This is a genomic window from Acinetobacter sp. Ac_3412, assembly GCF_013072675.1.
Taxonomy (GTDB): Bacteria; Pseudomonadota; Gammaproteobacteria; order Pseudomonadales; family Moraxellaceae; genus Acinetobacter; species Acinetobacter higginsii.
Genome location: NZ_LXUJ01000003.1, coordinates 41,101 through 65,558, shown reverse-complemented (window position 1 = coordinate 65,558; position 24,458 = coordinate 41,101). Strand labels below are relative to the sequence as shown.

Here is a 24,458-nt window from a genome sequence, read left to right as displayed (position 1 = left end):
TGGTAGAGCGTCAAAGAAATAACCAAAGTCGATGAAAATGGATTTGGTTAAACGCTCCTGATGATCAGGATGAGAGGTAGAGATGTTGAATAGATACCGCTGTGATCGTCCAAATCAGGAAGGGAACAGTATAGAAATGAACTGATTCAGTGCGTAAGCGGTCAGATTTGTATGTGAAGAAGAGATGAAAGATCTGCGTTGTTCGATCAAAAGGCAAACCTGCGGATCATACAAGCTCTAAATATAAATGTGAATCATCAGTTCAAAATATAGGTATTTATTAAATAAATATTGGGTGGAAATTTAAAAAAGTTCCATTAGAATCCAAATTTCTACAAAGAATACTCCTGGGGGAAACATTGCTCTTGGCGATGTTTACTTAAGAAAAACTAGCTTGAGGAACGCTCATGCAGATCGGAATCCCAACCGAAACTGTTGCAGGTGAAAGTCGTGTAGCGGCTACACCAGAAACAGTTAAGAAGTTGATTAACGCAGGTCATAGTATTGTCATTCAACGTGGTGCTGGTGTTAAAGCTGCATACATTGACAGTGCTTATGAACAAGTTGGCGCAACCATTACGGACGATGCATATACAGGCAGCCAAATTATTTTGAAGGTACGTGCCCCTAAAGGTGACGAAATTCAAAAGCTTGCGGCGAATACGACTGTAATTGCAATGTTTGACCCTTACCGCAATCCAGAATTAGACCAGTTTGCAACTCAGCAAGTGTCTGCTTTTGCATTGGAATTACTGCCACGTACGCTATCACGCGCACAAAACATGGACGTACTTTCTTCTCAAGCAAACTTGGCGGGTTATAAGTCTGTATTGTTAGCTGCGGCTGAATATCAACGTATGTTCCCAATGTTAATGACGGCTGCAGGTACTGTAAAACCTGCACGTGTTGTGATTATGGGTGTTGGTGTTGCAGGTCTTCAAGCGATTGCGACTGCGAAACGTTTAGGTGCTGTTGTGGAAGCAACAGACTTACGTCCGACCGCAAAAGAGCAAGTTGAATCTCTAGGCGGCAAATGGCTAGACGTGCCAATGTCCGATGAGGAAAAACAACGTGCTGCTGAAGCTGCGAAAAGCGGTTATGGTTGGCAGCCGGGTGAGCAATACATCAAAGATCAAGCTGCGATTGTAGATAAAGCTGTATCAAATGCTGACATCGTAATCACCACTGCATTGATTCCAGGTCGTAATGCTCCGCGTTTAATTAAAGCTGAAACCGTTGCCAAAATGAAACCGGGTTCTGTCATTTTAGATATGGCAGTTGAGACCGGTGGTAACGTTGAAGGTTCTAAAGAAGGCGAAACAGTCACAACTGAAAATGGCGTGAAAATTTTGGGTATTCCAAATATTCCAGGCACAGTTGCGACTGAAGCATCTGCACTGTATGCACGTAACGTTTTTAACTTCCTTGAGACATTATTCGACAAAGACAAAGCCTTTGCGATCAATCAAGAAGATGAAATCCAAAAAGCGTTACTCGTGACTCATGGCGGTCAAGTACTGCTCAAGCGCGGTTAAGGAGAGTTCTCATGGTTGAAACGATTACAATTTTCGTCCTTGCCATCTTCGTTGGTTATTATGTGGTGTGGGGGGTAACGCCTGCGTTACATACACCATTAATGGCGGTAACTAATGCGTTGTCTTCCATTATTGTGGTTGGCGCGATGATCCAAACAGTGGGTATGCCTGCGATTGGTGTAGATGCTAACGTTGCATTCCAAAGTGTAAACGTGGTGAGTATCCTTGGTGCGATTGCTGTGTTCTTGGCAAGTATCAACATCTTCGGTGGCTTTGCTGTAACTGCTCGTATGCTTGAAATGTTCAAGCCGAAGCAAAAGAAAAAAGAGGGCTAAGCAATGGAATTCATTCGAGACTATGCGGATTGGTTCTACCTGATTGGTGCTGTCCTCTTTATCTTAACTTTACGTGGCTTGTCTGGTCCTAAGACTGCAATTGCAGGTAATCGCTACGGTATGATCGCAATGGCGATTGCAGTAGTAACGACCTTCTTTGTTGCTGAACATCCTGTTGTTTGGATGATCGGTGGCGCAATGGTATTGGGTGCTGTAGTTGGTATCGCACGTGCGAAAACAGTGCCAATGACACAAATGCCTGAGACGGTTGCGTTGATGCACTCTCTTGTCGGTTTGGCTGCGGTATTGATTGCAATTGCGGCGATTCTGCACAACAACCAACTTACTGCATTATTTGAACAAAACGAGGCGGCATTAACGGCTGCTGGTGTTCAACATGCACATATGAGTTCAGTTCATTTATTTGAATTGTTTGTTGGCTGCTTCGTGGGTGCGATCACATTTACTGCATCTGTATTTGCTTACGGTAAATTGGCTGCGAAGAAGTGGGCAAAAACAATTTCGGGTGCATGGGTTAAACCCGTTCAAGCAACCATCTTTATTGCGATGCTTGCATGTGGTTTCTACTTCTTCACTACGGGTAATATGACTGCATTCTGGGCAATGACAGCATTTGCACTTGCATTTGGCTGGGTATGGATTGCGCCAGTCGGTGGTGGTGATATGCCAGTTGTGGTCTCACTTTTGAACTCTTTCTCTGGTTGGGCTGCGGCAGGTATTGGTTTCACACTTGAAAACAATATGTTGATCGTTGCTGGTTCGCTTGTAGGTTCATCTGGTGCGATTCTTTCTTACATCATGTGTAAGGCGATGAACCGTTCAATCATCAACGTTTTGTTTGGTGGTGCAATGGGTGGTGCAGCAGTTGCATCAGCAGATAAGGGTGAGCAAGTTCAACGTAACCACCGCTCTGGTTCAGCAGATGACGCAGGCTTCCTGATGTCAAATGCAGACAGCGTTGTGATTGTACCGGGTTATGGTATGGCGCAAGGTCGTGCACAGAATGCGGTTAAAGAATTATGTGAAATCTTGAAAGAGCAGGGCGTAAAAGTTCGCTTCGCGATTCACCCAGTTGCTGGTCGTATGCCTGGTCACATGAACGTATTGTTAGCTGAAGCAGATGTTGCTTATGAAGACATCTTGGAAATGGATGAGATCAACTCAGATTTCCCTGCAACAGACGTGGTACTAGTGATTGGTGCAAACGACGTTGTGAACCCTGCGGCGAAAGACGATCCGACTTCACCGATTTATGGTATGCCGATTCTTGAAGCGCATAAAGCACGTACCATTATGGTGATCAAGCGCTCTATGGCGACGGGTTATGCTGGCTTAGACAATGACTTGTTCTACAATGAAAAAACCATGATGATCTTTGGTGATGCCAAGAAAGTTGTAGAAGACATGACCAAAGCAATCAATGGTGGTGGTCACTAATCTGACCTCAATCAAGATTGTAAAAGCCACCCTCGGGTGGCTTTTTTATTTGGCTTATTTTTAAAGAAACTTTTCGACTAGTTGCATAGATTGTTGATATAGATCCCGTGCCAATTGCTGATTTTTGGCATGTGAAGATTTCCAATCTGGCATATGCGCACTGACATACTCTCCATTACGATTTTTCCATTCATCGCCAATTGCCATTTGGGTAATCAGGTTTGCTGGAACAGAAGTAGGGACTAAGCCGAGTTTCATCGCGGCGTAGACAGGCTTAGGCAAGTCGCGATAGATATCGGAAGCGACGCCACCTGGGTGTAGCGCATTATTGGTAATTGAACTATCTGCCAGTTGTTCTGCCAATGCATTGCTGAGCAGTAAATTCGCGAGTTTGGATTGTCCATAATAGAACAGCGGATTATAAAAACCTTCTGCACGGAATTTATTGGGTTTGATTGAGCCGGCCCAATGTGCAATTGAGGCTAAATGGACGATACGTGCTTGAGGCGATTGTTTTAAAACGGGAAGCAGTTTTTGGGTCAATAGAAAATGACCGAGATAATTGACACCAAACTGTTGCTCAAAACCATCAGCAGTCAGTTGTTTGGTTTTAGCAAATAATCCCGCATTGTTGATCAATACATTCAGATTACCATAACGATCTGCGATGTCATCCGCTGCTTTTCGAGTCAGTTCAAGGCTGTTGAGGTCGAGGGAGATGAGGTCAACTTGTCCCTGATCGAGTGCACGTAATTTGTTTTGTGCTTGTTGTGCCTTCTGAGGGTTTCGGCAAGCCAGAATCACGTGTTGCCCTTGTTTGACCAATTGTTCTGCTGTGGCAAAACCAATGCCTGTATTGGCACCTGTAATCAGTATTTTCACTTCCTGTACTCCAGTTATGCTATTTCTTAGTGAGATTGCAAGAATCTGTATAGTGCTGCAATTTTGACAATTTGTCATGTCAAATTTAAAGATGGGAGATGATTGGTATTTGCTAGTCCTTAGATAGCAAAGATGTTGTTTTTGGGGATTATGTTTTTTGATGGGTTTCAGAATTGAACGTTAGTCGAAATAAGTATTTTCGGGTAATTCTTGTAGTAACTCAAAAAATTGGTGGATTTGTGTTTCTGTAACACGAGCTGTCGAAATCGGTGGTAATTCATCCTTAGCAAAGAAACCCACCTCAGAGGTTTCGATGCTTGGCTTTAGTTCACCGCCAATCAGTTCACACCAGAAGAACGCTTTATAGACATGCAGGAACATAGCGGGGTGAGGGTGTTTTCTTCGGTCTGTGAGCGCGAGGAGTTTAACCGCTTTTACTTCTAATCCTGTTTCTTCAAGAACTTCTTTTTCCGCATTTTCGGCAGCGGAATATCCAACGTCTGCCCAGCCTCCTGGAATAGACCATAAGCCGTCCTGTGTTTCTTTGGCTAATAGAAGTTTATTGTCTTTAAATACAACAGCACGGACATCGATTTTGGGTGTTGCATAGCCAATATCTTGTAGTACGTTTGGGATAAAATGAGAGGTATCAATTTCTTTTAATTCAATCAGGGTACGGACGTGATCAAGTAGTTGCTTATAACGCTCTTTATCGTATACATCTTTGCTGTAGTACAAACCTGATTGCGCTAATCCTGTAATCTTATTGAGTGTTTCAATCCATTCAGTTGAATCTTTCATCTTATTTTTAGTTGTGATTAAGCAGAGGGTTTAATACTAGCATTGCTATTAAATTTTACAACGAGCAGTAGGGGGTAAGCATTGAGTCGGCTTATGTTTGCTTGTGTTTAGAGATCTCTTTTGATTGATGTATATCATATAAAAAAAGCGACCGATTCGGCCGCTTTTTTTGAGGAGCTTTATGCTACAGATTCGGGCGCACGCCATAAGCTTTCTAAGTCATAGAACTTACGCGCGGTTGGTAACATCACATGTACCACAACAAAACCGAGGTCGATTAAGATCCACTCAGCATCGCGTTCACCTTCGACACCGATTGGGCGGAAACCTGCTTTACGTGCTTCATCAGCAACATTGTCTGCAAGGGCTTTGACGTGACGAGTCGACGTACCGCTTGCAATTACAATTGCATCGGCAACATTACTGATCGTACTTACGTCAAGTTCAAGAATATCTTTGGCTTTTACATCAGTGAGAGCTTCATGTACAACGTTTAGGCACGCTTGTACATCTTTGTTCGCTGTTTTGATTTTTAGGTCGTGAGAATTAGAAGCGCTGGGCGATGGTTCTAAATTCATAGAGGGTATATTTTCCTGACAATTGCTCATTGTCAAATATACCGTTTTTCTCTAAAAAGTTCAAATTTTAGCAGTAACAGTTTATGTATTCACATCATTGGAAAAATACTTTTTTTTCCATGCAAAAGATTGATCTGACTGCGTTTTTGGCCTGTATTCCGCTGCAATTAGACCTCGGTAGTCACTTTGTAGCAACCAGTCAAAGATTTGTTTATAGGGGATATTTCCAGTATCGGGTTCATGCCGGTCTGGACAGTCGGCAAATTGGATGTGCCCAATCTGATCGATATTTTCCTGTAATCCTGCTAATACATCTTCACCCATCATCGCCATGTGATAACAGTCATATTGCATTTTCAGTGCGGGATGGTTGATGGCTTCCAGCATTTCTTGGGCTTGGGCAATATTTTGAACCAGGAAGCGCGGCATATCAGTGCCATTTATCATTTCAAAAACGGGTTCAATGCCTTGTTCGGTCAGCATGTGACAGGCTAGTTTTAAATTACTTGCAAGCGTGTTGAGACAAGGCAGTAGATCGGCATCCAGCGGTTGTTTACCAGCGAGAATATTCACACGTGGTACATCCAGTGCAGTGGCATAACGAATTGCCAGCTCAAGCGCTTGATGGAATTCAATTTCTCGCCCTGGCACACCTGCAAGCCCATTGCCGCCTTGCATCAAGTCACCTGCAGGGACATTAATCAGGCAGAGGGAAAGATTGTGTTGTTCAAGTTGAGTTCGAATATCGATCACGTCGAGTTCATAGGGAAATTGAATTTCTACATGCTGAAAACCATGGGCGTGCGCTAAAGCAAAGCGCTCAATTAAAGGGACTTCAGTAAAAATCATGGATAAATTGACTGCAAGATGGCTCATTTTCTGACTCCCTGAATCAATAATTATTGTTCTGTAATTTTGATGATAGTCGCTAAATCCTTATCAGCAAAGCCATTTTCTTGGTGAGCTTGTAACTGTAATAGAGCTTTTTGTGCAACAGGTATCTTTAAGTTAAAACTTTGTGCCAAAAGTAAGGCATTGTTTAAGTCTTTTGATAGGGTTTGCACTTTCCATTGCACAGGTTCGAAGGTGTGAGTCGCCATACGTGGTGCAAGGATTTGAAAAGGTTTTGAGTCGGCAAAGCCGCCAGCGAGTGCAGGTGCCAGTAATGTGGTATCGACGCCTGCTTGATCTGCAAGGGCGACAGCTTCGGCAATCAGGGTACTATTGGCAGCAACAATTAATTGATTGCAAATTTTAGTCGCTTGTCCAGTACCCGATGTTCCCATGCGGGTGACACGTTGTGAGAGTACATTGTAAATTGGGGTGAGTTGCTCGATCGTCTTCGCATCACCGCCTGCAAAAATAACCAATGTACCTTGTTCAGCTCCCATGGTTCCGCCTGATACAGGAGAGTCAATCCATGTGACCTGTTGTTGTTGAGCAGACTGAGCCAATTCTTGAGTCGCAGATACGGATAAGCTAGAGAAATCAACAATAATCTGCTCGGCTTTCAAATACGGTTGAATCTGGGTGAAAACACTCTGCACCGCTTGATCATCGGCCAAACACGTCAAAATAACAGGATAGCTGCCGATGTCATCGAGCTTTAAGTGTAATGCACCTTGTTGCTGCAGAGGTTCACATGCAAGTGGACTACGGTTCCAGACCGCTACAGCATAACCTGCTTGTATTAGTCGGCTGGCCATACGTGTGCCCATTAAACCCATACCCAAGAAAGCGATTGGTGTTTTTTGATTTGCATGCATGTGAATGTTTTCTCCAGTCGGGATTATTTGTATTGACGTGGCAGGAATTGAACTTCTGGGTTCTTGTCCTTTTTGCGTGCCAGACTACTGTTTTTACCTAAAAGTAGTTTGAGCTGCCAAAGTTTTTCCAAACGTAATGCTTTTTCAGGTTGGTGTTCCATTGCATCTAAAACACGCTTCGCTGCCATAATGGCATCTGGTGAACGCTGTAAAATTTCTTCGGCAATGATGTTTGCTTTTGCTAATGGATCATTGTCTAAATGGGTCACTAAACCAATTTGTTTGGCATATTCAGCATCAAAGATACGTGCGGTTAAGGTTAATTCTTTAGCCAAATCAACGCCAATCAGTCCTTTCAGGGAGCGGGTGAGTCCCATATCAGGTACTAGGCCCCAGCGACTTTCCATAATTGACATTTGCGTGCTTGGCGTTGCAATACGGATATCGGCTGCAAGTGCGAGCTGCATGCCTGCACCAAAGCAATAGCCTTCGATTGCTGCAATCACAGGGATTGGCAGGTTCTGCCAAATCAAGAATGCTTTTTGAAACAGGCTTTGACCTGGTTTGATCAGTTCCCATGCAGCAAATGCGGTATTTTTAGGATTGTTTAAATCAGAAAGGTCGATGCCAGCACTAAATACATTGGCTTCACCCGTTAAGATGACACAGCGGATTGAACGATCTTTTTCAATTTTTTTGGCAGTTGCCACCAGCTCTTTGAGTAATGCAAAACTCATTGCATTACGTTTGTCCGGTCGGTTTAGAGAAACTGTTGCGATTCCATTGTTCTTTTCAACGCGTAAAAGTGCCATCTGCCTTACTCTTATTGTGTTTGATGAGGCAGCATAGCACGAGTTTTTAGGTTGAAACATGACAGGGCAGTCACAAAAAAGACGGCCTGTATTTTAATCATTGATTATCCCATGTCCTAACTTGCTGTCTTAGGAGTCATGGGCATGTAGGATTAAGTTGGCGGCTTGTCTCACTTGTTCAATCGCCGTACTGAGTTCATTGAAACGATGCGTGGTTTCACGAATAAACACATCATCTGCTTTACGGCGTTCTTTACGTAAGGTCGAGACAAATTGTTCAAACTCACCTGACACTTGCTGTAAGTTTGGCGTACCGACATAGCGGGTCGCGCCATAGAGGCGATGTAGGACATGTTCCAGTTGTGGAAAATCTTCCATCTCAATCAATTGCTGCATTTCCGCCAGTTCCGTATCGAAACTATCCACCAGCATATTTAATAAATCTTGTGCCAGATCTTCTTTGTTGGCTGCAAGCTGCACGCTTTGTTGCCAATTCAGGATTTGAGGATCAATTGATTCAATTGGACGCTTTGGTTCAATGCTCACAGGTTGGGCACTGAAGTTATTTTTGGTCCAGTGCGTCAGAATTTGAATGATTTGCTCCATCTGAATCGGCTTGGTCACATAATCATTCATACCAACTTTGAGCAGTTTCTGCTTTTCATCTGCCAAAGCATGTGCTGTGAGTGCAATAATTGGCAGTTGCATTCCATTATCAAGCGTTGATTCCAATGAGCGAATGGCGCGAGTGGTATCAATCCCCGACATCACTGGCATTTGAATATCCATAAATACCAAATCAAACGGTGGTGATTTTTGTTCGATGCGTTCTTGAATGATGTCGATGGCCTTTTGTCCACTTAAGGCTTTGGTGGTGGTGACATTGAGCTCACCGAGTAAGGCTTCAAGTACAATCAAATTAGGCAGATGATCGTCCACAGCCAAGATGTGTAAACCTTGACCATTAAAGTCTTCTGGTTCTTGCTCAAAAACAGGCTCATTGCCGAGTAACTGGATCAACTCACGACGACTTAACGGTTGATATAGTGGGCGAGCACGATATTCATTGAGCATGTTTGGCTCAAGACTCATCTGGTAGCCATAAACCGCTAAGTTGCCATGATAGCGTTGACGAATCTCTTTGAGTAAAGCCTCTGTATCACCACTATGATCTACAATCAGCCATGTATTTTCCTGCTGATTCAGGTGATTTAAACGGCTAAATAGGTCCAGAATCGACTGTGTTTCAATATGTGAAACATGATAATTTTCGAGGTATGAACGCAGTACGCTGGCCGTTGCTGGGTGGGCAAGATACGACACCACTTGCAAATGGTCGAAACGTGGATGCTCCACAAACTCATCTTGTTCTTCAACTTTAAATGAAGCTGTGAACCAGAAGGTTGATCCTTTCTCTGTCGGTGCACGTTCTTGGTTATCTTCAAAGCCAATTTGACCGTGCATCAAATGCACCAGCTGTTTGGAAATGGCAAGACCAAGTCCCGTACCGCCGAATTGACGGGTAACGGAAGCATCGCCTTGAGAGAATGATTCAAATAACTTTTTACGATCTGTACCACTCAGGCCAATACCGCTGTCTTGGACACTAAAATGTAGTAAACATTGTCCGATCTCATCATCTTCCATACGCACACGGACAATGATTTCACCATCAGGCGTGAACTTAATCGCATTGGAGATCAGGTTGGTTAGAATCTGTTTAAAGCGTAAGGCATCACCGACTACATGCTTTGGAATGTTCTCTGCGTAATAAAAGGCCATATTGATATGCTTTTGTGCCGCCAAAGGCGAGAGCATATCCATCACATCGAAAATGGCTTCTTCAAGGTCAAACGGTGCAGTTTCAAGTTCGAGTTTGCCTGCATCAATTTTAGAGAAATCCAATACATCGTTAATCAGTGCCAATAAGTGTGCAGATGATTTTCGGATGGTTTGCAAATAAAGATTTTGCTCATTGCTCAGATTTTGCTGGCGCAGCAGTAAGTGAATAAAGCCATCAATACTGTTCAGTGGTGTTCTGAGTTCATGGCTGATGTTGGCCAAAAACACCGACTTGGATTGGTTTGATGAAATCGCTTGGTCACGTGCTTGGCGGTAAGTAATGTTCTGGACTTCTAAGGTGTCCAGTGTTCGACGTAAATCTTCTTCGGTTTGCTCGGTATGTTCTTTTAATTCTAAGAAACTAAAGTGTAGGCGTTTCACCACATTGGCAATATCACGCTGTAGCAAACGCAGTTCACCGGTACTGTTCACCACAATATGCTGATCAAGGGTGTCGGCGTTGAGGCGTTGCATTTGCATGCGAATTTCATACAGCGGTGCAAGCCAACGACGAGAGAACACGTTTAAACAGAACAGTAGAATCAGTATGGTGATCAGCCCAGTCACGACCAAGGACAGTAGAATTTTATAGCGAGCCAATTCAAGAGGTTGGTTGTCTAATTCAATCATGAGCCAAACAGAATTAGGGTCGCCACTGTCGAGCTTCGAACCATAAATGCTGTTGTGATTGTGTGCAATTGGGCCAAAGAAGTTGCTGTTTTCTGGAAAGTTTGGCCAAAAGCGATTGTTTTGATAGCCAACGCTTAAATAAGTCTGACCACGATTATCAATCAGTACTGCGCGCTGTAGGTTTTTTTCATCAAACATCTTCTGCATGATGTTTTGAGCACGATCATACTGATCGGGTTGTTCTTGAACCAATTTTAATAAATCATTCGCGGTTTGATGGTAGCGCGCCAAAATGGCTGAAGCATCAGAGCGTTGTTGTGATTTTGCGGAGCTGGTCGTTTCGGATAAAACCCAAAGAATACCAACACCTGTCAAGATGGCAATCGGCACTAAAATCAGTGCAATCAATTGCCCATAAGCATGATTGAGGCGTAAGCGTTTCGATATGGTCTTATTGAAATTTGACATAGTACGGTCAGATTTATCATTCTGCGCAACATCTTAGCACGCTTTGTGAAAATCAAGGACATCTGCTTGCCAATAAAAAGCATAGTGAAAAGGTGCAGTATCTCTATTTTTTTCATACAATAGGCGCCACCTTGATATCGGTGTCGATCATGACGAATACGCAAACTGATTTTTTAGCAGATGAATTTTTACTGGACGATTATGTCGGTAAAACCCCTTTAGTACGTTTGCAACGTTTAGCGTGTCATACCCAAGCCACGGTATTAGCAAAATTAGAAGGTAATAATCCAGCAGGTTCAGTCAAAGATCGCCCTGCTTATAACATGATTGTGCAAGCGGAAAAACGTGGGCAGATTCAGCCAGGGGATACCCTGATCGAAGCAACCAGTGGCAACACTGGGATTGCTTTGGCGATGGTTGCGGCTATGCGCGGCTATAAAATGAAGCTGATCATGCCAAACAATATGAGCCAAGAGCGTAAAGATGCGATGTTGGCTTATGGGGCAGAGCTGATTGAAGTCACGCAGCAGCAAGGCATGGAAGGTGCACGCGACCTTGCTTTGCAAATGCAGGCAGAAGGCAAAGGCTTTGTGCTAAACCAGTTTGGTAATCCAGACAACGTCGAAGCGCATTACCTGACCACAGGTCCAGAAATCTGGAAGCAAACGGGTGGGGAGATTACTCATTTTGTTAGCTCAATGGGGACAACAGGAACCATCATGGGTGTCTCTAAATATCTCAAAGAGCAAAACCCTGATATTCAAATTGTGGGTTTACAACCATCAGACGGTTCAAGCATTGCTGGGATTCGCCGTTGGCCAGAAGAGTATTTGCCAACTATCTTTGATCGCAGTCGTGTCGATCGCATCATTGATATTCCACAGATTGAAGCTGAAAAAACCATGCGTAAGCTGGCACGTACTGAAGGCATTAGTGCAGGAACATCTTCTGGTGGTGCCGTTTGGGCTTCGATTAAGATTGCTGAAGAATATCCTGATGCGGTGATTGTCTGCATTATTTGTGACCGCGGTGATCGTTATTTATCAACGGGATTATTCTCAGTACAAGATGAAGATTAACATCTGGCCTTACACTGTTATAATTACAGCTCCCCCTTTATTGAAGAGAGCTGTAATGCAGTTCTGTAAGGGAATTCTAAGATGAATTTACGTTTTCCGATTTTAGTTTTTGATATTGAGACACTGACCGATTTAAAGGCAGGTGCACATCTTTATCATCTTGATTTACCCGAAGCAGATGTTGAACAGGCACTGACCAAAATCCGTCGCCAAGAGTCAGGGATAGATTTTCAACGCTTACCATTGCATGAAATTGTGTGTATTTCTGGATTGTGGGTTGATGAGAAAGGCTTTCGTCTATTTTCATTTAGTCAGGAGCAGCATAGCGAAGCTGAAATGTTGGCAAAATTCTTATCGATCTTTGACAAGAAACAACCCACATTAGTCAGTTGGAATGGTTCGCAATTTGATTTGCCTGTGATTCTATTTCGCGCTATGTATCATGGTTTGTCTGCACCGAGCCTATTTGATCAAGGTGAAATTGATCATCAAAAGCGCTTTAATAATTATCAGAACCGTTACCACCATCGTCATGTTGATTTGATGGATGTGATGGCAATGTTTAATGGCCGTAATTTCCAAAAATTGGATGATATGGCTTGTCTACTCGGTTTCCCTGGGAAACGCGGTGAAACTGGCTATCACGTGCCTGAATATGTACGTAATAAACAATGGTTAGAGTTGACCAGTTATTGTGAAGGCGATGTATTGAATACATGGTTGCTCTATATTCGGTGGTTATTGTTAAAAGGCCAATTGAATCAACCAGATCACCAGCAGTTACTGCAATCAACGATTGCTTATTTACAAACGCAAACGCAACAAACAGAATTTTTACAGGTATGGCAGCAAACATCGCAATATACTGTATTCACCGCAGATACTTTTGCGCCAAAAAATTAGGTTCATCTTTTGAAACACAAAGCCAAACAACGTCCAGCTCAATATCCAACATACACCTTTCAGATTGAAGCTTTTTCTCATGAGGGGCGTGGTATTGCGCATTATGGGACACATCCAGATCATCCTAAAGAAAAACACGGCAAGAAAGTTTTTATCCGTTATGCCCTTGTCGGGGAAACGGTGCAGGCAAAAATTACCAATCAAACTTCGCGTCTAGAAGAGGCGGACATGATCACGTTGGAAAGTGAAGCGGCTGAAAGTCGCGTCGATCCAACGTGTCCACATTTTGGGGTGTGTGGCGGTTGCAGCTTGCAGCACATTCATCCTGTTGAACAGATTTTGTTAAAGCAGAATGTTTTAAAATCGCATTTGCAACATTTTGCAGGATTACAACCTGAACAATGGCTTGATCCGATTCGTTCGGTTAAAGCAGATTATCGTCGCCGTGCCCGAATCGGGGTGCGCTATATTGCCAAGCAAAATCGTTTGGTGATGGGTTTTCGTGAGCATCATAGTAATCATTTAACTGAAATTCAGCAGTGTAAGGTACTTGATCAAACCTTATCTGAATGTTTACCAGAACTTAAGAAACTACTCGAAAGTCTTACAGGCAAAGCGCATATTGGTCATATAGAATTGGCGATGGGAGACTCTGAGGTTGCATTATTAATTCGCCACTTAGACGAATTAAATGTGTCGGATGTCAACCAATTACGTCAATTTACGTTACTCAAAGGATGGCAGTTGTATTTGCAGCCAAAAGGGGCGGATAGTTTACATCGCGTAGATGATTCACAGGCAGAAATGCGTTTGCATTACAGTTTGGATGATTTTGCAGTCAAATTTGCATTTTCACCGTTAGATTTTACGCAGGTCAACAGTGGTGTAAATGCACAAATGATTCAGTTGGCATGTGAATTGCTTCAACTACAGAAAGGGGAAAGAGTACTTGACCTATTCTGTGGGTTAGGTAATTTTTCTCTACCGATTGCACGTTGTGTGGGTGAGGCAGGTCAAGTGGTCGGCGTTGAGGCGAGTGATGAGATGGTCAATAGAGCAACTGAGAATGCGCAAGCAAATCATTTGTCTCAGGCGGCGTTCTTTTCACAAGATTTAACAAAAGACTTTTCGCATCATTCTTGGGCGAAACAGGGATTTGATGCATTATTAATTGATCCTCCACGATCGGGCGCATTTGAAGTTATGCAATATGTACCTAATTTTGGAGCGAAAAGAATCGTTTATGTTTCATGTAACCCATCAACACTGGCAAGGGATGCAGGTGTACTGGCACAATATGGCTATCAATTGAAGAAAGCAGCAGTCATGGACATGTTTACGCATACTGAACATGTTGAATCGATTGCCCTGTTTGAAAAAATTGAACGGCTTGAAAAAATCGAAGAGATAAACGATTAAAAAATGAGTTACATATCCAGAGGAGAAAGGTATGGTCACAGTACGTGAGCAGTTACCTGGACGGCTTCAAGAGCTGTCTGAGGAAGCGACTGTAGAACATGCCGCTGAAGCGCAAAGTAGTCTAGTCTCTTGGCTAGATCGAGTGCGTGGTATTTTGGATGGGGCAGAGCTGAAGCAACTTCAACAGGTTGCGGAGCTGACCTTAGCAAAAGAGTTACAAGCAACGGGAAATCATCGGATCAATACCTTTAGTACTGGTATTGGCATGGCGGATATTCTGGCCCATTTACATGTCGATGAAGACACGCTTTCAGCGGCGGTGTTGTATCGTAGTGTACGTGAAGGGTTGATTACCTTAGAGGATATTCAACAACAGTTTGGCGAGCAAGTTTTGGCTTTGGTCCAAGGCACACTTGCAATGGGTAAACTGTCTGAGTTGATTGAAAAGAATAAACGTCTAGAAGATCATTTTAATAATAACCAGCGCGAACATTTAAATGGCATTTATAAAATGCTGATTTCAGTGACGGAAGATGTTCGTGTTGTCCTGATCAAACTGGCAGAGCGGACCTATGCTTTACGTGAGCTGGCGACAGCAAGCAAAGAGCGTCAAGAGCGTGTGGCACGCGAAATTCTCACCATTTATTCTCCATTGGCACACCGTTTAGGGATTGCCCAGCTCAAGTGGGAATTGGAAGATCTTGCCTTTCGTTATTTAGCGCCAGAACGTTATAAAGAAATTGCATCTTTATTGAATGAAAAGCGTTTGGAGCGTGAGCAATATATTCAGTTCGTGATTGATAAACTCAAAACTGAATTGGCGGCTTATGATATTCAGGCCGAAATCACAGGGCGTGTGAAGCACATTTATTCGATTTATCGAAAAATGAAAAGCAAAAATCTGAGCTTCGATCAGCTTTATGATATCCGTGCAGTGCGTGTATTGGTGAAAAGTGTCCCAGATTGTTATCACGCTTTGGGTATCGTACATCAGATATGGCGTCATATTCCCAACCAGTTTGATGACTATGTCACCAATCCGAAAGCCAATGGTTATCGCTCATTGCATACCGCGGTGATTGCTGAGAATAAGTCTTTAGAAGTACAAATCCGTACCTTTGAGATGCATAACGAAGCAGAGCTTGGGGTGTGCTCGCACTTTAACTATAAAGAAGGTGCCAAGAATACCGATCATTCCTTTAATGATCGTTTGCATTCATTACGTGCTGTGCTTGAGCATTATCAAGAGCGTACTGAAACCACCCCACATGGTGAAGATGACGAGTCGAATGGCATTGATCAAATTCAAGATTTTGAGAATTTTGAAAAGATCTATGTGTTTAGCCGTGATGGTGACATCAAAGAGTTACCACGTGGTTCAACTGTTCTAGACTTTGCGTACCATGTGCATACCGAAGTCGGCAATAAGTGCTATGCCGCCCGTGTGAACCAGCGTTATGTGCCTTTAACCTACACCTTAAAGACCGGTGAGCAGGTTGAGATTTTAACCAAGAAAGATCGTGAACCGAACCGTGATTGGTTGGTGAACTCGCTGGGTTATATCAAAACCGCACGTGCACGTGACAAGCTACGTCATTGGTTTAGACAACAAGATCGCAGTAAGAATGTTGAAGTTGGGCGTGAGTTACTCAATAAAGAGTTGGCCCGTTTAGCGATTCACCCGAAAAGTATTGATCTCAAAGATTATTCATCACATTTCAACCTGAAATCTGGTGATGATATTCTGGTGGCATTGGTTAGTGGTGATATCAGTTTGCATGCCTTGATGAATCAAGTGAATCGCCAGATGCACTTGGATCAAGACGAGCCAGAACTGGTGTTAAAACCTGCATTAAACCCACGTGCTAGTCATACATTATCGGCACATGGGATTCTAATTGATGGTTTGGATAATGTTGAATTGCATATTGCACAATGTTGTCAGCCGGTACATGGCGAGTCGATTGGCGGCTATATCACCTTGAATCGTGGGGTCAGTATTCACAAGATTGCGTGTCAAGACTACTTACGTATGACCACCCAAGAACCTGAACGTGCTGTTGAAGCCGATTGGGAAATGCAGCCGACCCGTGGTCAGAGCGTTCAGATCGTGGTGGAAGCTTATGATCGCCGTGGTTTACTGAAAGATCTGACACAAGTGATTTTCTCAGACCAAATCAATATTCGTCAGGTTAATACCATTTCTGAGGCGGATGGTATCGCCAATATGAAGTTGTTGATTGAAGTGAAAGGTTTGGCACAACTGTCACGTTTGTTGGCTCGTTTAGAGCAGCAACCAGGGATTATCAGTGCCAGACGTTTGGTTCAAGGAAGCTAGACAATAAAATAAAAAAGCTGCATTTCGATGCAGCTTTTTTATATCTAACGTTTCGCTAAAAAGATATTGGTGAGTCGGTTTAAAAACTGTGGGCTAATACTGGAGAGCTGATACATCAATTTGGTTTTTATCCCAACAGGTGTGTGGGTTGGGATTAGGGCATGGTCTTTTTGTTGTGCTAAATGCAATACCTGTTTCGCCACATCAGCAGGGGTTAAATCCACACCAATATTTTGAATACTGCCCGCATCCATGTCTTTCACCATATTGGTTTGTACAAATAGCGGCATAACGTCTAAGACGCGAATATTATACTTTTGCCATTCGACATCCAAGGCTTCCGTTAAACCGCGAACTGCAAATTTGCTGGCAGAGTAAGATGCTAAATCAGCTTGACCATAAATCGCGGATGCTGAAGAAAGGTTAATCACACGAGCATAGTGGGCTTGTTGCAGATGGGGCAAGGCTGCATGACAACCATTCAAAACGCCTTTGATATTAATATCAATGGTGCGGTGATGTGATTGAATGGGGGTGTTTTCAAACGCACCTGAGTAGAGAATTCCGGCATTATTGACCAAGATATTCAGTTCACCGGCCCAGCTTTTAAATTCTTGTAGTGCGATCTGCCATTGACGATGATTACTGACATCGAGATAACCTGCCTTGGCATTCTCTCCAAGTTGTTCAGCTAAGACTTGAGCTTGTTCTTCGTTGATATCATAGATGCCAACTTTGAAACCTTTTTGGTGAAATAAACGTGCGATTTCAGCACCAATTCCTTGTGCGGCCCCACTAATAAAAACACTATATGGCATGACTTTCCCTTGCTTTATATTGATAATTTTTGCGTGCGTGTATATTACGCATATGCAGCTTGGTGCTGCAACAATTTGCTTATTTGGGTTTGGAGATCATCATGGAAAAATTATTGGCAATCATGCAAGAGTTAAGACAAAAATGCCCGTGGGATCAACAACAAACCCCAGAAAGTTTGACACGATATGCCATTGAGGAGGCATATGAAGTTGAGGCTGCAATTCGCTCTGGTGAAGTGGATGAAATCCGCAATGAACTCGGTGATTTATTATTGCAAGTGGTGTTTCAATCTCAAATGTTTGATGAAAAAGGATTATTTAACTTTCAAGATGTGGTGGAAGCCATTAGTGAAAAATTAATTCGTCGCCATCCGCATGTATTTCAGGCTGAAAAATATCAAAATTTGGATTCCGAGCAGGTCGGTGAGTTGTGGAAACAAATCAAACAGCAAGAAAAACAAGGTAAAATACAGTCAAGGTTAGATGAGATTAAACATGCGCCAGCCTTGGTTCAGTCACATGAAATTCAGAGCAAAGCCGCTCAGTTAGGCTTTGATTTTGAAAGTGTGGATGATGCCTATGCCAAATTAGATGAAGAGTTAGAAGAGTTACAACAGGCGATAACAAGCCAAGATGTTGATCATATTCAAGAAGAGTTCGGTGATTGTTTATTTTCTTTAATCAATGTGGGGCGAAAGTTGGGGGTGTCGAGTGAGACCGCACTACTGGCAACAATCCATAAATTTAGAAGCCGTTTTGCTTTTATTGAACAACAAGCTCAACAACAACAGAAAGACTTGCAAGCAATGAGTTTGGCTGAAATGGACGAACTCTGGGAGCAAGCTAAACAACAATTAAAATCTCAGGAGAAAGACAATGAAGTTGCCGCATCTCCGCAGCAAACTTAATTTTTTTATAGGTTTTATTCTTTGCTTGGGAGGTGCTTCACACCTCCACGCACAGCAGTTTGACCAATCTTATCAGCAATGGAAAGCACAGCAGCAAGCGCGTGATCAGCAATTGGCGAAGCAGTCAGACAATAATTATTATTTATCTCGACCAACGCAGCAGCACACTTCAAAGCAAGTTCCATCATCTATAAATCTGCAGCGCGATAAAATCAGCTTGAACCAAGCAAGTTTGCAGCAATTACAGCTGTTAAATGGTGTTGGCGAGAAAAAGGCGCAAGCCATTATGGAGTATCGGCAAAAAAATGGTGGCTTTAAACAAGTTGATGAGTTAATGAATATCAAAGGTATTGGGCCAAAATTACTTGAAAAAAACAGAGCAAGGCTCATGTTATGAACTTAGAACTGTCGAAATCGGATTGATTAGGCAGACTGAACTGTTGAAACTTCCAACAGAATAAATTGCCCTTTGTGTGTGTTAGAGCTATGATTAGCGACAAATTGTTATTTACGTCCTGACGTAGGAGACAGTGTCTTTTGCAAACTTTGCGTGCGTCAAAATGTGGTTTGTCCACAACTCAACTCCCTTCCTCAATTCTAGATGTGATTGATAGCCTGACAAAAGCAGGCTACGAGGCATATATTGTGGGTGGTGGTGTTCGAGACATGATGTTAGGTCTTAATCCAAAGGATTTTGACGCGGTTACTAATGCTACACCAGCCCAAGTCAAAGAGGTTTTTGGTCGACGTTGCCGGATTATCGGACGACGTTTTGAGTTAGCACATGTCTATTCTGGTCGCGAACTGATTGAAGTTGCGACATTCCGTGCTCCGCCGAAAAAAGCAGTCACCAGTGCATCTGGGATGATTCTTCGTGATAATAACTGGGGAACGATTGAGCAAGACTTTGCTCGTCGAGACTTTTCGATCAATACCTTGTATTACCAGCCACGAAAAGGGGTTGTACTTGATTTCTGCCATGCAGTAGATGATATCAATACACGTACTTTACGTTTCCTTGGTGAACCTGCACAGCGTTTTGAAGAAGATCCTGTACGCATGCTGCGTGCTTTGCGCTTTGCCGCAAAATTGAATTTTAAAATTGATCAATCCATTCTTGATGTTTTTGATGCTGAGATGACGCAATTGTTGCGTGATGTCTCGCCACATCGTTTATATGATGAGTCTCAAAAACTATTCACTATGGGACATCTGACCCGTGTTCTACCGATGTTGATTGAGTTTGGAGTTTGGAAACAGCTTTTTGCTGAAATTCCACCGAATCTTACCGCTTTTATTGAGCGTGCAGCACGGAATACCGATCAGCGAATTCAAGTTGGTAAAACCATTAATCCAGCATTTTTCTATGCTGTATTGTTGTGGAAACCCTTTCTAGAGCGTTGTGATGCCTATCTAAGTAAAGGGGTTGTGCCTGCGGAAGCGCGTGCACAAGCTGGTTTGGATGTGTTGAAGCGTCAAGCGACGCGCACCATCATTCCGCGTTTTGCTGAAACCTTTATTCGTGAAGTTTGGGAAATGCAAACCCGTTTGCTCAATCCAAAACCACAACAAATCGAAGCACTGGCTGGACATGCGCGTTTCCGTGCAGGCTTTGACTTCCTGCTGTTGCGGGAAAAATCAGGTGATAGCAGTACTGACGGTATGGGCGTTTGGTGGGAAGCCTACCAAGAAATGACCACAGACCAAAAAGAAGCTGTGATTCGTCAATACAACCGTCAACGTAGTAAGACACGTCGTAAAGCAGCTGAGGTGGATGAGCCGAAGACTACTGAAATTGAGCCTTTAGTCAATGTACCTGAGCCGAGAAGTCGTCGAGGCAAAAAAGAGCGTGTTAGAGCTGATGAATCGGCCAGTCGTTTTATTGAGAAAGCATCTTCGACTTCAGGTCAAATCAATGCCGATCACCCGATCCTCAAGCGTAAACGTGTACAACGTGATCTTAGCCAAGTGGTTTTTGGGCCAACGCAATGACCATTCGTACTTATATTGGTCTAGGCAGTAACTTAGGCGATTCGCAGCAGATTTTGCGTGAAGCTGTTGCGAAGCTCGCGACCTTGGGAGCTGTACAGGTATCGCGACTGTATCAAAGTCCGCCGATGGGACCACAAGATCAACCCAACTATTTAAATGCCGTTGTTCAACTGGACACCACGCTAGCACCACTTGCTTTACTTGATCAATTACAACAATTTGAGCAAGAGTCGGGACGTGTCCGATTACGACGTTGGGGAGAGCGGACCCTTGATCTGGATTTATTAATCTACGGTCAAGAGCAGATCCAAAATGAACGTTTGACCGTGCCGCACATGGGGCTCTTGCAACGTGATTTTGTGATTATTCCCTTATTAGATTTAGATGCTCATTTACAATTAAATGGACATCCATTAAAAGATTTAGAACTGGTGCAGCAAGCAAACTTGACTGTAATAGCAGACCAGTCTTGGGCAACTGCTTAAGACTGTTTCGTTCTGGAAACGCCTGTAGAGGACATCATCATGATTAGTCTAAGTGACTTAAGAAAGTTTAAAGCCGAAGGACGCAAGTTCTCATGTCTTACTTGCTATGATGCAAGTATGGCTAAAGCTATGGAATTGGCTGAAATTGATACGATTTTAATCGGTGACTCTCTAGGAATGGCGATTCAAGGCAGAGACTCTACACTTCCTGTCACTGTCGAAGATATGGCTTACCATACCGCAGCTGTACGTCGTGGTAATGCGCATGCCTTAATCATGACTGATCTACCATTTATGAGCTATGCAACGCTTGAAGATGGCTTGAAAAATGCCAAGACTGTAATGCAAGTCGGTGCACAAATGGTCAAGATTGAAGGTGGGGCTTGGCTTAGCGAGTTGGTGACGGTATTAACCCGTAATGGTATTCCTGTCTGTGTCCATTTAGGTCTAACACCACAATCTGTGCACGTGTTTGGCGGCTATAAGCTTCAAGCAAGAACACGCGAAGCCGCGGATCAATTGATTGCTGATTGCCAAGCGGTGGTTGAGGCGGGCGCGGCGGTTTTATTGCTTGAATGTGTCCCAGCTCAACTCGGTAAAGAAATTGCTGAATTATTCCCGAATACGCCAGTGATCGGAATTGGCGCGGGCAATGAAACTGATGGTCAGGTTTTGGTGGTACAAGATATGCTCGGTTTGACCTTTGGTCGCGTAGCACGTTTTGTGCGCAACTTTATGAAAGAACAAGCGGGTGAAACCGCGATTGTTGATGCGTTTAAATCGTACCATGCCGCAGTGCAAGACCAGTCGTTTCCAGCCAAGGAACATACTTTCCAAGTTGAGCTTTAATTCATGAAAACTGAAACAACAATACAAGGCTTAACTGCATCACTTGCGCCTGCGCGCAGTTCAAAAAAATTGATTGGTTTTGTGCCAACTATGGGGAACTTGCACGAAGGTCATTTGACCTTGGTGCGTGAAGCAAAAAAACTGTGTGATGTGGTGGTGGTGAGTATTTTCGTCAATCCAATTCAATTTGGTGCAGGCGAGGATTTTGATAGCTATCCACGTACTTTAGAGCAAGATAGCCGTTTATTGGCAGATGTTGGTTGCGATATTATTTTTGCCCCAACGGTTGAGCAAATGTATGGCACTCAACCACGTTTGACCAATATTACTGTGGGTCAAATTACCGATGACCTGTGTGGGAAATCACGTCCAGGTCACTTTGACGGCGTTGCAGTTGTGGTCACCAAACTGTTCAATATCGTCCAACCTGATTTTGCTTTCTTTGGTCAAAAGGACTATCAGCAATTGGCGGTGATTCGCCAGTTGGTACAAGACCTGAATATGCCATTAGAAGTCATTGGTGTGCCGATTGTCCGTGCTGAAGATGGTTTGGCTTTAAGCTCGCGTAATGGGTATTTGACTGAACAGCAACGTGTTGTTGCACCGACGATTTACCAATTGCTCAAACAAGCCGAACAGCAATTGCATGAAGGACAAGCTTTGTCACAAGTGTTAGAAAATATCTCTGCTCAATTGACACAAGTGGGTTTTGTTGTGGATTATGTGGAAGCTCGACAAACCAACTTGCAACCTATTCAACAATTTGACCAAAACTTGGTGTTATTTATTGCAGCCAAGCTTGGTTCAACACGGTTGATTGATAACCTACAAATCGACTTTAAAACATAAAAAATGAAGGGCAAAACGCCATGAAGCGTATTCTTATCGTTACAGGTCAATCCGGTTCAGGAAAATCATCTGCACTGCAAGTGCTTGAAGACTTGGGCTATTATTGTATAGATAATTTACCTTTGGCGTTATTGCCTGAAATTGTGGCAAAACTTGATCATGAAAATAATCTGGAGCAACTCGCATTAGGCGTCGATATCCGAAGTACCCGTGCGGATATGCAAGAGTTTGATCATGTGTTTCAGCAGTTACAACGGCACGGCACGGTTGATATTATTTATCTAACCACACAGGATCAGGACTTGATTGCGCGCTTTAGTGCATCACGTCGACCACATCCTCTGGCGAGTCGCTTTAATAGTCTGTTGCAATGTATTCAGGAAGAGAAGCAATTGCTCATTCCGATACAATTCCGTTCCACGGTGCATATTGATACAACGGATAAAAGTGTTCATGATTTAAAACATATTTTATTGTCTAAGCTTGGGCAGTCAGATAATTTAATCGTCATTTTACAGTCCTTTGGTTATAAGCATGGTATTCCGTTAGACGCAGATTATGTTTTTGACGTACGACATTTACCAAATCCACATTGGGATTTAGAATTACGCCGTTTTTCAGGTTTAGATGAGCCTGTACGCCGCTTTTTAGAAGGTAGTCAACAAACCAATGAGATGTTTGAAGATATTTATACTTTTCTAGACAAGTGGTTGCCTGCTTTTGCAGAAGGGCATCGCCATTACATGACCATTTCTGTGGGATGTACGGGCGGGCAACATCGTTCGGTTTATATCGTAGATAGACTCAAACAAGCCCTTGAGGCAAAATGGGCTGTCCAAATCTTACATAGAGAAATGAAGCACTGGTCATGATAGACACAACAATTGATGTAATTAATAAACTCGGCTTACATGCTCGCGCATCTGGTAAACTAATTGAAGTGACGACCAAGTTTCGTTCTTCTATCCAAATTGGTAAGGGCGATAAATTGGTCGATGCAAAAAATATTATGTCATTGTTGATGTTAGGTGCGGGTAAAGGCACCACATTAAGATTGGTGATTGAAGGTGCTGATGAAGATAAGGCACTGGAAGAAATTCAAACGCTGTTCGCAGCAAAATTTTACGAGGCAGAGTAATAGTGGCACGTGGTACCCAACGTTATACCGATGAAGATTTTGAGTCATTAGAAGGACGTGCGAGTAGAACTGAGCAAAAAAAAGCTGTGCAGCGAATGGCAGCTTTGGGTGAGCAATTGGCTCAACTGAATAAAAAACAGATTCAGAAACTTCCAGTTGATGAGCGTCTCATTGATGCTTTACTTGAAATACAAAATATTAGTGCGCATGAAGCACGCCGTCGTCAATTTTTACGTATCGGTAAATTATTGCGAAATGAAGATGAAACCATCATTTTATCTTATTTAACACCGCAGCAAGGTGCTAAAAAACAAATGCAATTAATGCGTTGGGTTGATCGTATGATTGACCAAGGTGATCCAGTGATCAATGAGTTTAGTAAGGTGTTTAATGCATCTGAACGCCATACCTTACGCCAGCATGTATTGCGAATTCACCGTGATATGAAACAACAGGTGAGTGAAGAAGACCTTGCAGCTTCTAAGCTTAAATTTGTGAATTACGTACAACAAGTTGCTTTGTTATCTGAACAAGGTTAAAACAAAAAAAGAAGTTTCCAAGGAAACTTCTTTT

Annotated in this window: 24 protein-coding genes; 16 read left to right on the top strand and 8 right to left on the bottom strand. The window is 43.0% G+C overall.

Annotated elements, in window-relative coordinates; translation table 11 throughout:
* Nucleotides 1-407 precede the first annotated feature (407 nt).
* The 3 genes from A7P54_RS02215 to A7P54_RS02205 are packed head-to-tail and all read left to right on the top strand — an operon-like array spanning nucleotide 408 to nucleotide 3,328.
* Nucleotides 408-1,535 carry a Re/Si-specific NAD(P)(+) transhydrogenase subunit alpha gene (locus A7P54_RS02215; protein WP_004655720.1) on the top strand — a complete coding sequence of 376 codons (1,128 nt, stop codon included), beginning with the start codon at nucleotides 408-410 and terminating at the stop codon, nucleotides 1,533-1,535.
* A gap of 11 nt (nucleotides 1,536-1,546) precedes the next feature.
* Complete coding sequence (locus tag A7P54_RS02210) at nucleotides 1,547-1,870, top strand: proton-translocating transhydrogenase family protein (RefSeq protein WP_004655717.1); 324 nt, start codon at nucleotides 1,547-1,549, stop codon at nucleotides 1,868-1,870.
* Between the two features lie 3 nt (nucleotides 1,871-1,873).
* Complete coding sequence (locus A7P54_RS02205) at nucleotides 1,874-3,328, top strand: NAD(P)(+) transhydrogenase (Re/Si-specific) subunit beta (protein ID WP_171548517.1); 1,455 nt, start codon at nucleotides 1,874-1,876, stop codon at nucleotides 3,326-3,328.
* A 60-nt stretch (nucleotides 3,329-3,388) separates the two neighbouring features.
* Here A7P54_RS02205 and A7P54_RS02200 read toward each other — a convergent pair whose 3' ends face one another.
* From A7P54_RS02200 to A7P54_RS02170, 7 genes are all read right to left on the bottom strand, one after another.
* Nucleotides 3,389-4,210, bottom strand: coding sequence for an SDR family NAD(P)-dependent oxidoreductase (locus tag A7P54_RS02200; RefSeq protein ID WP_171548516.1), 822 nt, complete (start codon nucleotides 4,208-4,210; stop codon nucleotides 3,389-3,391).
* A gap of 180 nt (nucleotides 4,211-4,390) precedes the next feature.
* Nucleotides 4,391-5,011, bottom strand: a complete 621-nt coding sequence (locus tag A7P54_RS02195; RefSeq protein WP_004804443.1) for an NUDIX hydrolase N-terminal domain-containing protein — start codon at nucleotides 5,009-5,011, stop codon at nucleotides 4,391-4,393.
* A gap of 179 nt (nucleotides 5,012-5,190) precedes the next feature.
* Nucleotides 5,191-5,589 (bottom strand): ribosome silencing factor, encoded by a 399-nt coding sequence (rsfS, locus tag A7P54_RS02190; protein ID WP_004655709.1) that lies wholly within the window; start codon nucleotides 5,587-5,589, stop codon nucleotides 5,191-5,193.
* Between the two features lie 81 nt (nucleotides 5,590-5,670).
* Nucleotides 5,671-6,465, bottom strand: a complete 795-nt coding sequence (locus tag A7P54_RS02185) for a TIM barrel protein (RefSeq protein WP_033133835.1) — start codon at nucleotides 6,463-6,465, stop codon at nucleotides 5,671-5,673.
* 23 nt (nucleotides 6,466-6,488) lie between these two features.
* Complete coding sequence (locus A7P54_RS02180) at nucleotides 6,489-7,355, bottom strand: NAD(P)-dependent oxidoreductase (protein ID WP_171548515.1); 867 nt, start codon at nucleotides 7,353-7,355, stop codon at nucleotides 6,489-6,491.
* 23 nt (nucleotides 7,356-7,378) lie between these two features.
* Nucleotides 7,379-8,167, bottom strand: coding sequence for a crotonase/enoyl-CoA hydratase family protein (locus A7P54_RS02175; protein WP_005312247.1), 789 nt, complete (start codon nucleotides 8,165-8,167; stop codon nucleotides 7,379-7,381).
* Nucleotides 8,168-8,296: 129 nt separating this feature from the next.
* A complete protein-coding gene (locus A7P54_RS02170) occupies nucleotides 8,297-11,107 on the bottom strand; it encodes an ATP-binding protein (protein ID WP_171548514.1) in 2,811 nt (936 codons plus the stop codon).
* Between the two features lie 149 nt (nucleotides 11,108-11,256).
* Between A7P54_RS02170 and cysM the strand changes: the two genes are divergently transcribed.
* From cysM to A7P54_RS02150, 4 genes are all read left to right on the top strand, one after another.
* Nucleotides 11,257-12,186 (top strand): cysteine synthase CysM, encoded by a 930-nt coding sequence (gene cysM / locus A7P54_RS02165; protein WP_216077020.1) that lies wholly within the window; start codon nucleotides 11,257-11,259, stop codon nucleotides 12,184-12,186.
* Between the two features lie 81 nt (nucleotides 12,187-12,267).
* On the top strand, nucleotides 12,268-13,089 hold the full coding sequence (locus tag A7P54_RS02160; RefSeq protein WP_171548512.1) for a 3'-5' exonuclease: 822 nt from the start codon (nucleotides 12,268-12,270) through the stop codon (nucleotides 13,087-13,089).
* A gap of 9 nt (nucleotides 13,090-13,098) precedes the next feature.
* Nucleotides 13,099-14,508: a 23S rRNA (uracil(1939)-C(5))-methyltransferase RlmD gene (gene rlmD, locus A7P54_RS02155; RefSeq protein ID WP_171548511.1), complete on the top strand. Its 1,410-nt coding sequence runs from the start codon at nucleotides 13,099-13,101 to the stop codon at nucleotides 14,506-14,508.
* A 31-nt stretch (nucleotides 14,509-14,539) separates the two neighbouring features.
* Nucleotides 14,540-16,846, top strand: a complete 2,307-nt coding sequence (locus A7P54_RS02150; RefSeq protein ID WP_171548510.1) for a bifunctional (p)ppGpp synthetase/guanosine-3',5'-bis(diphosphate) 3'-pyrophosphohydrolase — start codon at nucleotides 14,540-14,542, stop codon at nucleotides 16,844-16,846.
* A 44-nt stretch (nucleotides 16,847-16,890) separates the two neighbouring features.
* Here A7P54_RS02150 and A7P54_RS02145 read toward each other — a convergent pair whose 3' ends face one another.
* Nucleotides 16,891-17,664 carry an SDR family oxidoreductase gene (locus tag A7P54_RS02145; RefSeq protein ID WP_171548509.1) on the bottom strand — a complete coding sequence of 258 codons (774 nt, stop codon included), beginning with the start codon at nucleotides 17,662-17,664 and terminating at the stop codon, nucleotides 16,891-16,893.
* 101 nt (nucleotides 17,665-17,765) lie between these two features.
* On the opposite strand from A7P54_RS02145, the gene mazG reads away from it, so the two are divergent.
* From mazG to yjgA, 9 genes are all read left to right on the top strand, one after another.
* Nucleotides 17,766-18,572 carry a nucleoside triphosphate pyrophosphohydrolase gene (gene mazG / locus A7P54_RS02140; protein WP_005312258.1) on the top strand — a complete coding sequence of 269 codons (807 nt, stop codon included), beginning with the start codon at nucleotides 17,766-17,768 and terminating at the stop codon, nucleotides 18,570-18,572.
* On the top strand, nucleotides 18,541-18,969 hold the full coding sequence (locus tag A7P54_RS02135; RefSeq protein WP_171548508.1) for a ComEA family DNA-binding protein: 429 nt from the start codon (nucleotides 18,541-18,543) through the stop codon (nucleotides 18,967-18,969). Before mazG ends, A7P54_RS02135 begins: the two co-directional genes overlap by 32 nt.
* Nucleotides 18,970-19,109: 140 nt before the next feature.
* A complete protein-coding gene (pcnB, locus tag A7P54_RS02130; protein ID WP_216077019.1) occupies nucleotides 19,110-20,564 on the top strand; it encodes a polynucleotide adenylyltransferase PcnB in 1,455 nt (484 codons plus the stop codon).
* The gene (folK, locus tag A7P54_RS02125) at nucleotides 20,561-21,049 is read left to right on the top strand and encodes a 2-amino-4-hydroxy-6-hydroxymethyldihydropteridine diphosphokinase (protein WP_171548507.1); all 489 of its coding nucleotides are present in this window, start codon (nucleotides 20,561-20,563) and stop codon (nucleotides 21,047-21,049) included. The genes pcnB and folK overlap by 4 nt, the downstream gene beginning before the upstream one ends.
* Nucleotides 21,050-21,088: 39 nt before the next feature.
* Nucleotides 21,089-21,898: a 3-methyl-2-oxobutanoate hydroxymethyltransferase gene (gene panB / locus A7P54_RS02120; RefSeq protein WP_171548506.1), complete on the top strand. Its 810-nt coding sequence runs from the start codon at nucleotides 21,089-21,091 to the stop codon at nucleotides 21,896-21,898.
* Between the two features lie 3 nt (nucleotides 21,899-21,901).
* Complete coding sequence (panC, locus tag A7P54_RS02115) at nucleotides 21,902-22,747, top strand: pantoate--beta-alanine ligase (RefSeq protein WP_005207059.1); 846 nt, start codon at nucleotides 21,902-21,904, stop codon at nucleotides 22,745-22,747.
* Nucleotides 22,748-22,767: 20 nt separating this feature from the next.
* Nucleotides 22,768-23,619: an RNase adapter RapZ gene (gene rapZ / locus A7P54_RS02110; protein ID WP_004804464.1), complete on the top strand. Its 852-nt coding sequence runs from the start codon at nucleotides 22,768-22,770 to the stop codon at nucleotides 23,617-23,619.
* Nucleotides 23,616-23,885: an HPr family phosphocarrier protein gene (locus A7P54_RS02105; RefSeq protein ID WP_004804467.1), complete on the top strand. Its 270-nt coding sequence runs from the start codon at nucleotides 23,616-23,618 to the stop codon at nucleotides 23,883-23,885. Before rapZ ends, A7P54_RS02105 begins: the two co-directional genes overlap by 4 nt.
* A 2-nt stretch (nucleotides 23,886-23,887) precedes the next feature.
* Nucleotides 23,888-24,424, top strand: coding sequence for a ribosome biogenesis factor YjgA (yjgA, locus tag A7P54_RS02100; protein WP_005207061.1), 537 nt, complete (start codon nucleotides 23,888-23,890; stop codon nucleotides 24,422-24,424).
* Nucleotides 24,425-24,458 lie beyond the last annotated feature (34 nt).

What these genes read in the sequence shown, in the direction of transcription:
- A7P54_RS02215 (WP_004655720.1), top strand. Translation starts at nt 408, where the DNA reads ATGCAGATCGGAATCCCAACCGAAACTGTTGCAGGTGAAAGTCGTGTA.
- A7P54_RS02210 (WP_004655717.1), top strand. Translation starts at nt 1,547, where the DNA reads ATGGTTGAAACGATTACAATTTTCGTCCTTGCCATCTTCGTTGGTTAT.
- A7P54_RS02205 (WP_171548517.1), top strand. Translation starts at nt 1,874, where the DNA reads ATGGAATTCATTCGAGACTATGCGGATTGGTTCTACCTGATTGGTGCT.
- A7P54_RS02195 (WP_004804443.1), bottom strand. Translation starts at nt 5,011, where the DNA reads ATGAAAGATTCAACTGAATGGATTGAAACACTCAATAAGATTACAGGA.
- rsfS (WP_004655709.1), bottom strand. Translation starts at nt 5,589, where the DNA reads ATGAATTTAGAACCATCGCCCAGCGCTTCTAATTCTCACGACCTAAAA.
- A7P54_RS02185 (WP_033133835.1), bottom strand. Translation starts at nt 6,465, where the DNA reads ATGAGCCATCTTGCAGTCAATTTATCCATGATTTTTACTGAAGTCCCT.
- A7P54_RS02180 (WP_171548515.1), bottom strand. Translation starts at nt 7,355, where the DNA reads ATGCATGCAAATCAAAAAACACCAATCGCTTTCTTGGGTATGGGTTTA.
- A7P54_RS02175 (WP_005312247.1), bottom strand. Translation starts at nt 8,167, where the DNA reads ATGGCACTTTTACGCGTTGAAAAGAACAATGGAATCGCAACAGTTTCT.
- A7P54_RS02170 (WP_171548514.1), bottom strand. Translation starts at nt 11,107, where the DNA reads ATGTCAAATTTCAATAAGACCATATCGAAACGCTTACGCCTCAATCAT.
- cysM (WP_216077020.1), top strand. Translation starts at nt 11,257, where the DNA reads ATGACGAATACGCAAACTGATTTTTTAGCAGATGAATTTTTACTGGAC.
- A7P54_RS02160 (WP_171548512.1), top strand. Translation starts at nt 12,268, where the DNA reads ATGAATTTACGTTTTCCGATTTTAGTTTTTGATATTGAGACACTGACC.
- A7P54_RS02150 (WP_171548510.1), top strand. Translation starts at nt 14,540, where the DNA reads ATGGTCACAGTACGTGAGCAGTTACCTGGACGGCTTCAAGAGCTGTCT.
- A7P54_RS02145 (WP_171548509.1), bottom strand. Translation starts at nt 17,664, where the DNA reads ATGCCATATAGTGTTTTTATTAGTGGGGCCGCACAAGGAATTGGTGCT.
- mazG (WP_005312258.1), top strand. Translation starts at nt 17,766, where the DNA reads ATGGAAAAATTATTGGCAATCATGCAAGAGTTAAGACAAAAATGCCCG.
- A7P54_RS02135 (WP_171548508.1), top strand. Translation starts at nt 18,541, where the DNA reads ATGAAGTTGCCGCATCTCCGCAGCAAACTTAATTTTTTTATAGGTTTT.
- folK (WP_171548507.1), top strand. Translation starts at nt 20,561, where the DNA reads ATGACCATTCGTACTTATATTGGTCTAGGCAGTAACTTAGGCGATTCG.
- panB (WP_171548506.1), top strand. Translation starts at nt 21,089, where the DNA reads ATGATTAGTCTAAGTGACTTAAGAAAGTTTAAAGCCGAAGGACGCAAG.
- panC (WP_005207059.1), top strand. Translation starts at nt 21,902, where the DNA reads ATGAAAACTGAAACAACAATACAAGGCTTAACTGCATCACTTGCGCCT.
- rapZ (WP_004804464.1), top strand. Translation starts at nt 22,768, where the DNA reads ATGAAGCGTATTCTTATCGTTACAGGTCAATCCGGTTCAGGAAAATCA.
- A7P54_RS02105 (WP_004804467.1), top strand. Translation starts at nt 23,616, where the DNA reads ATGATAGACACAACAATTGATGTAATTAATAAACTCGGCTTACATGCT.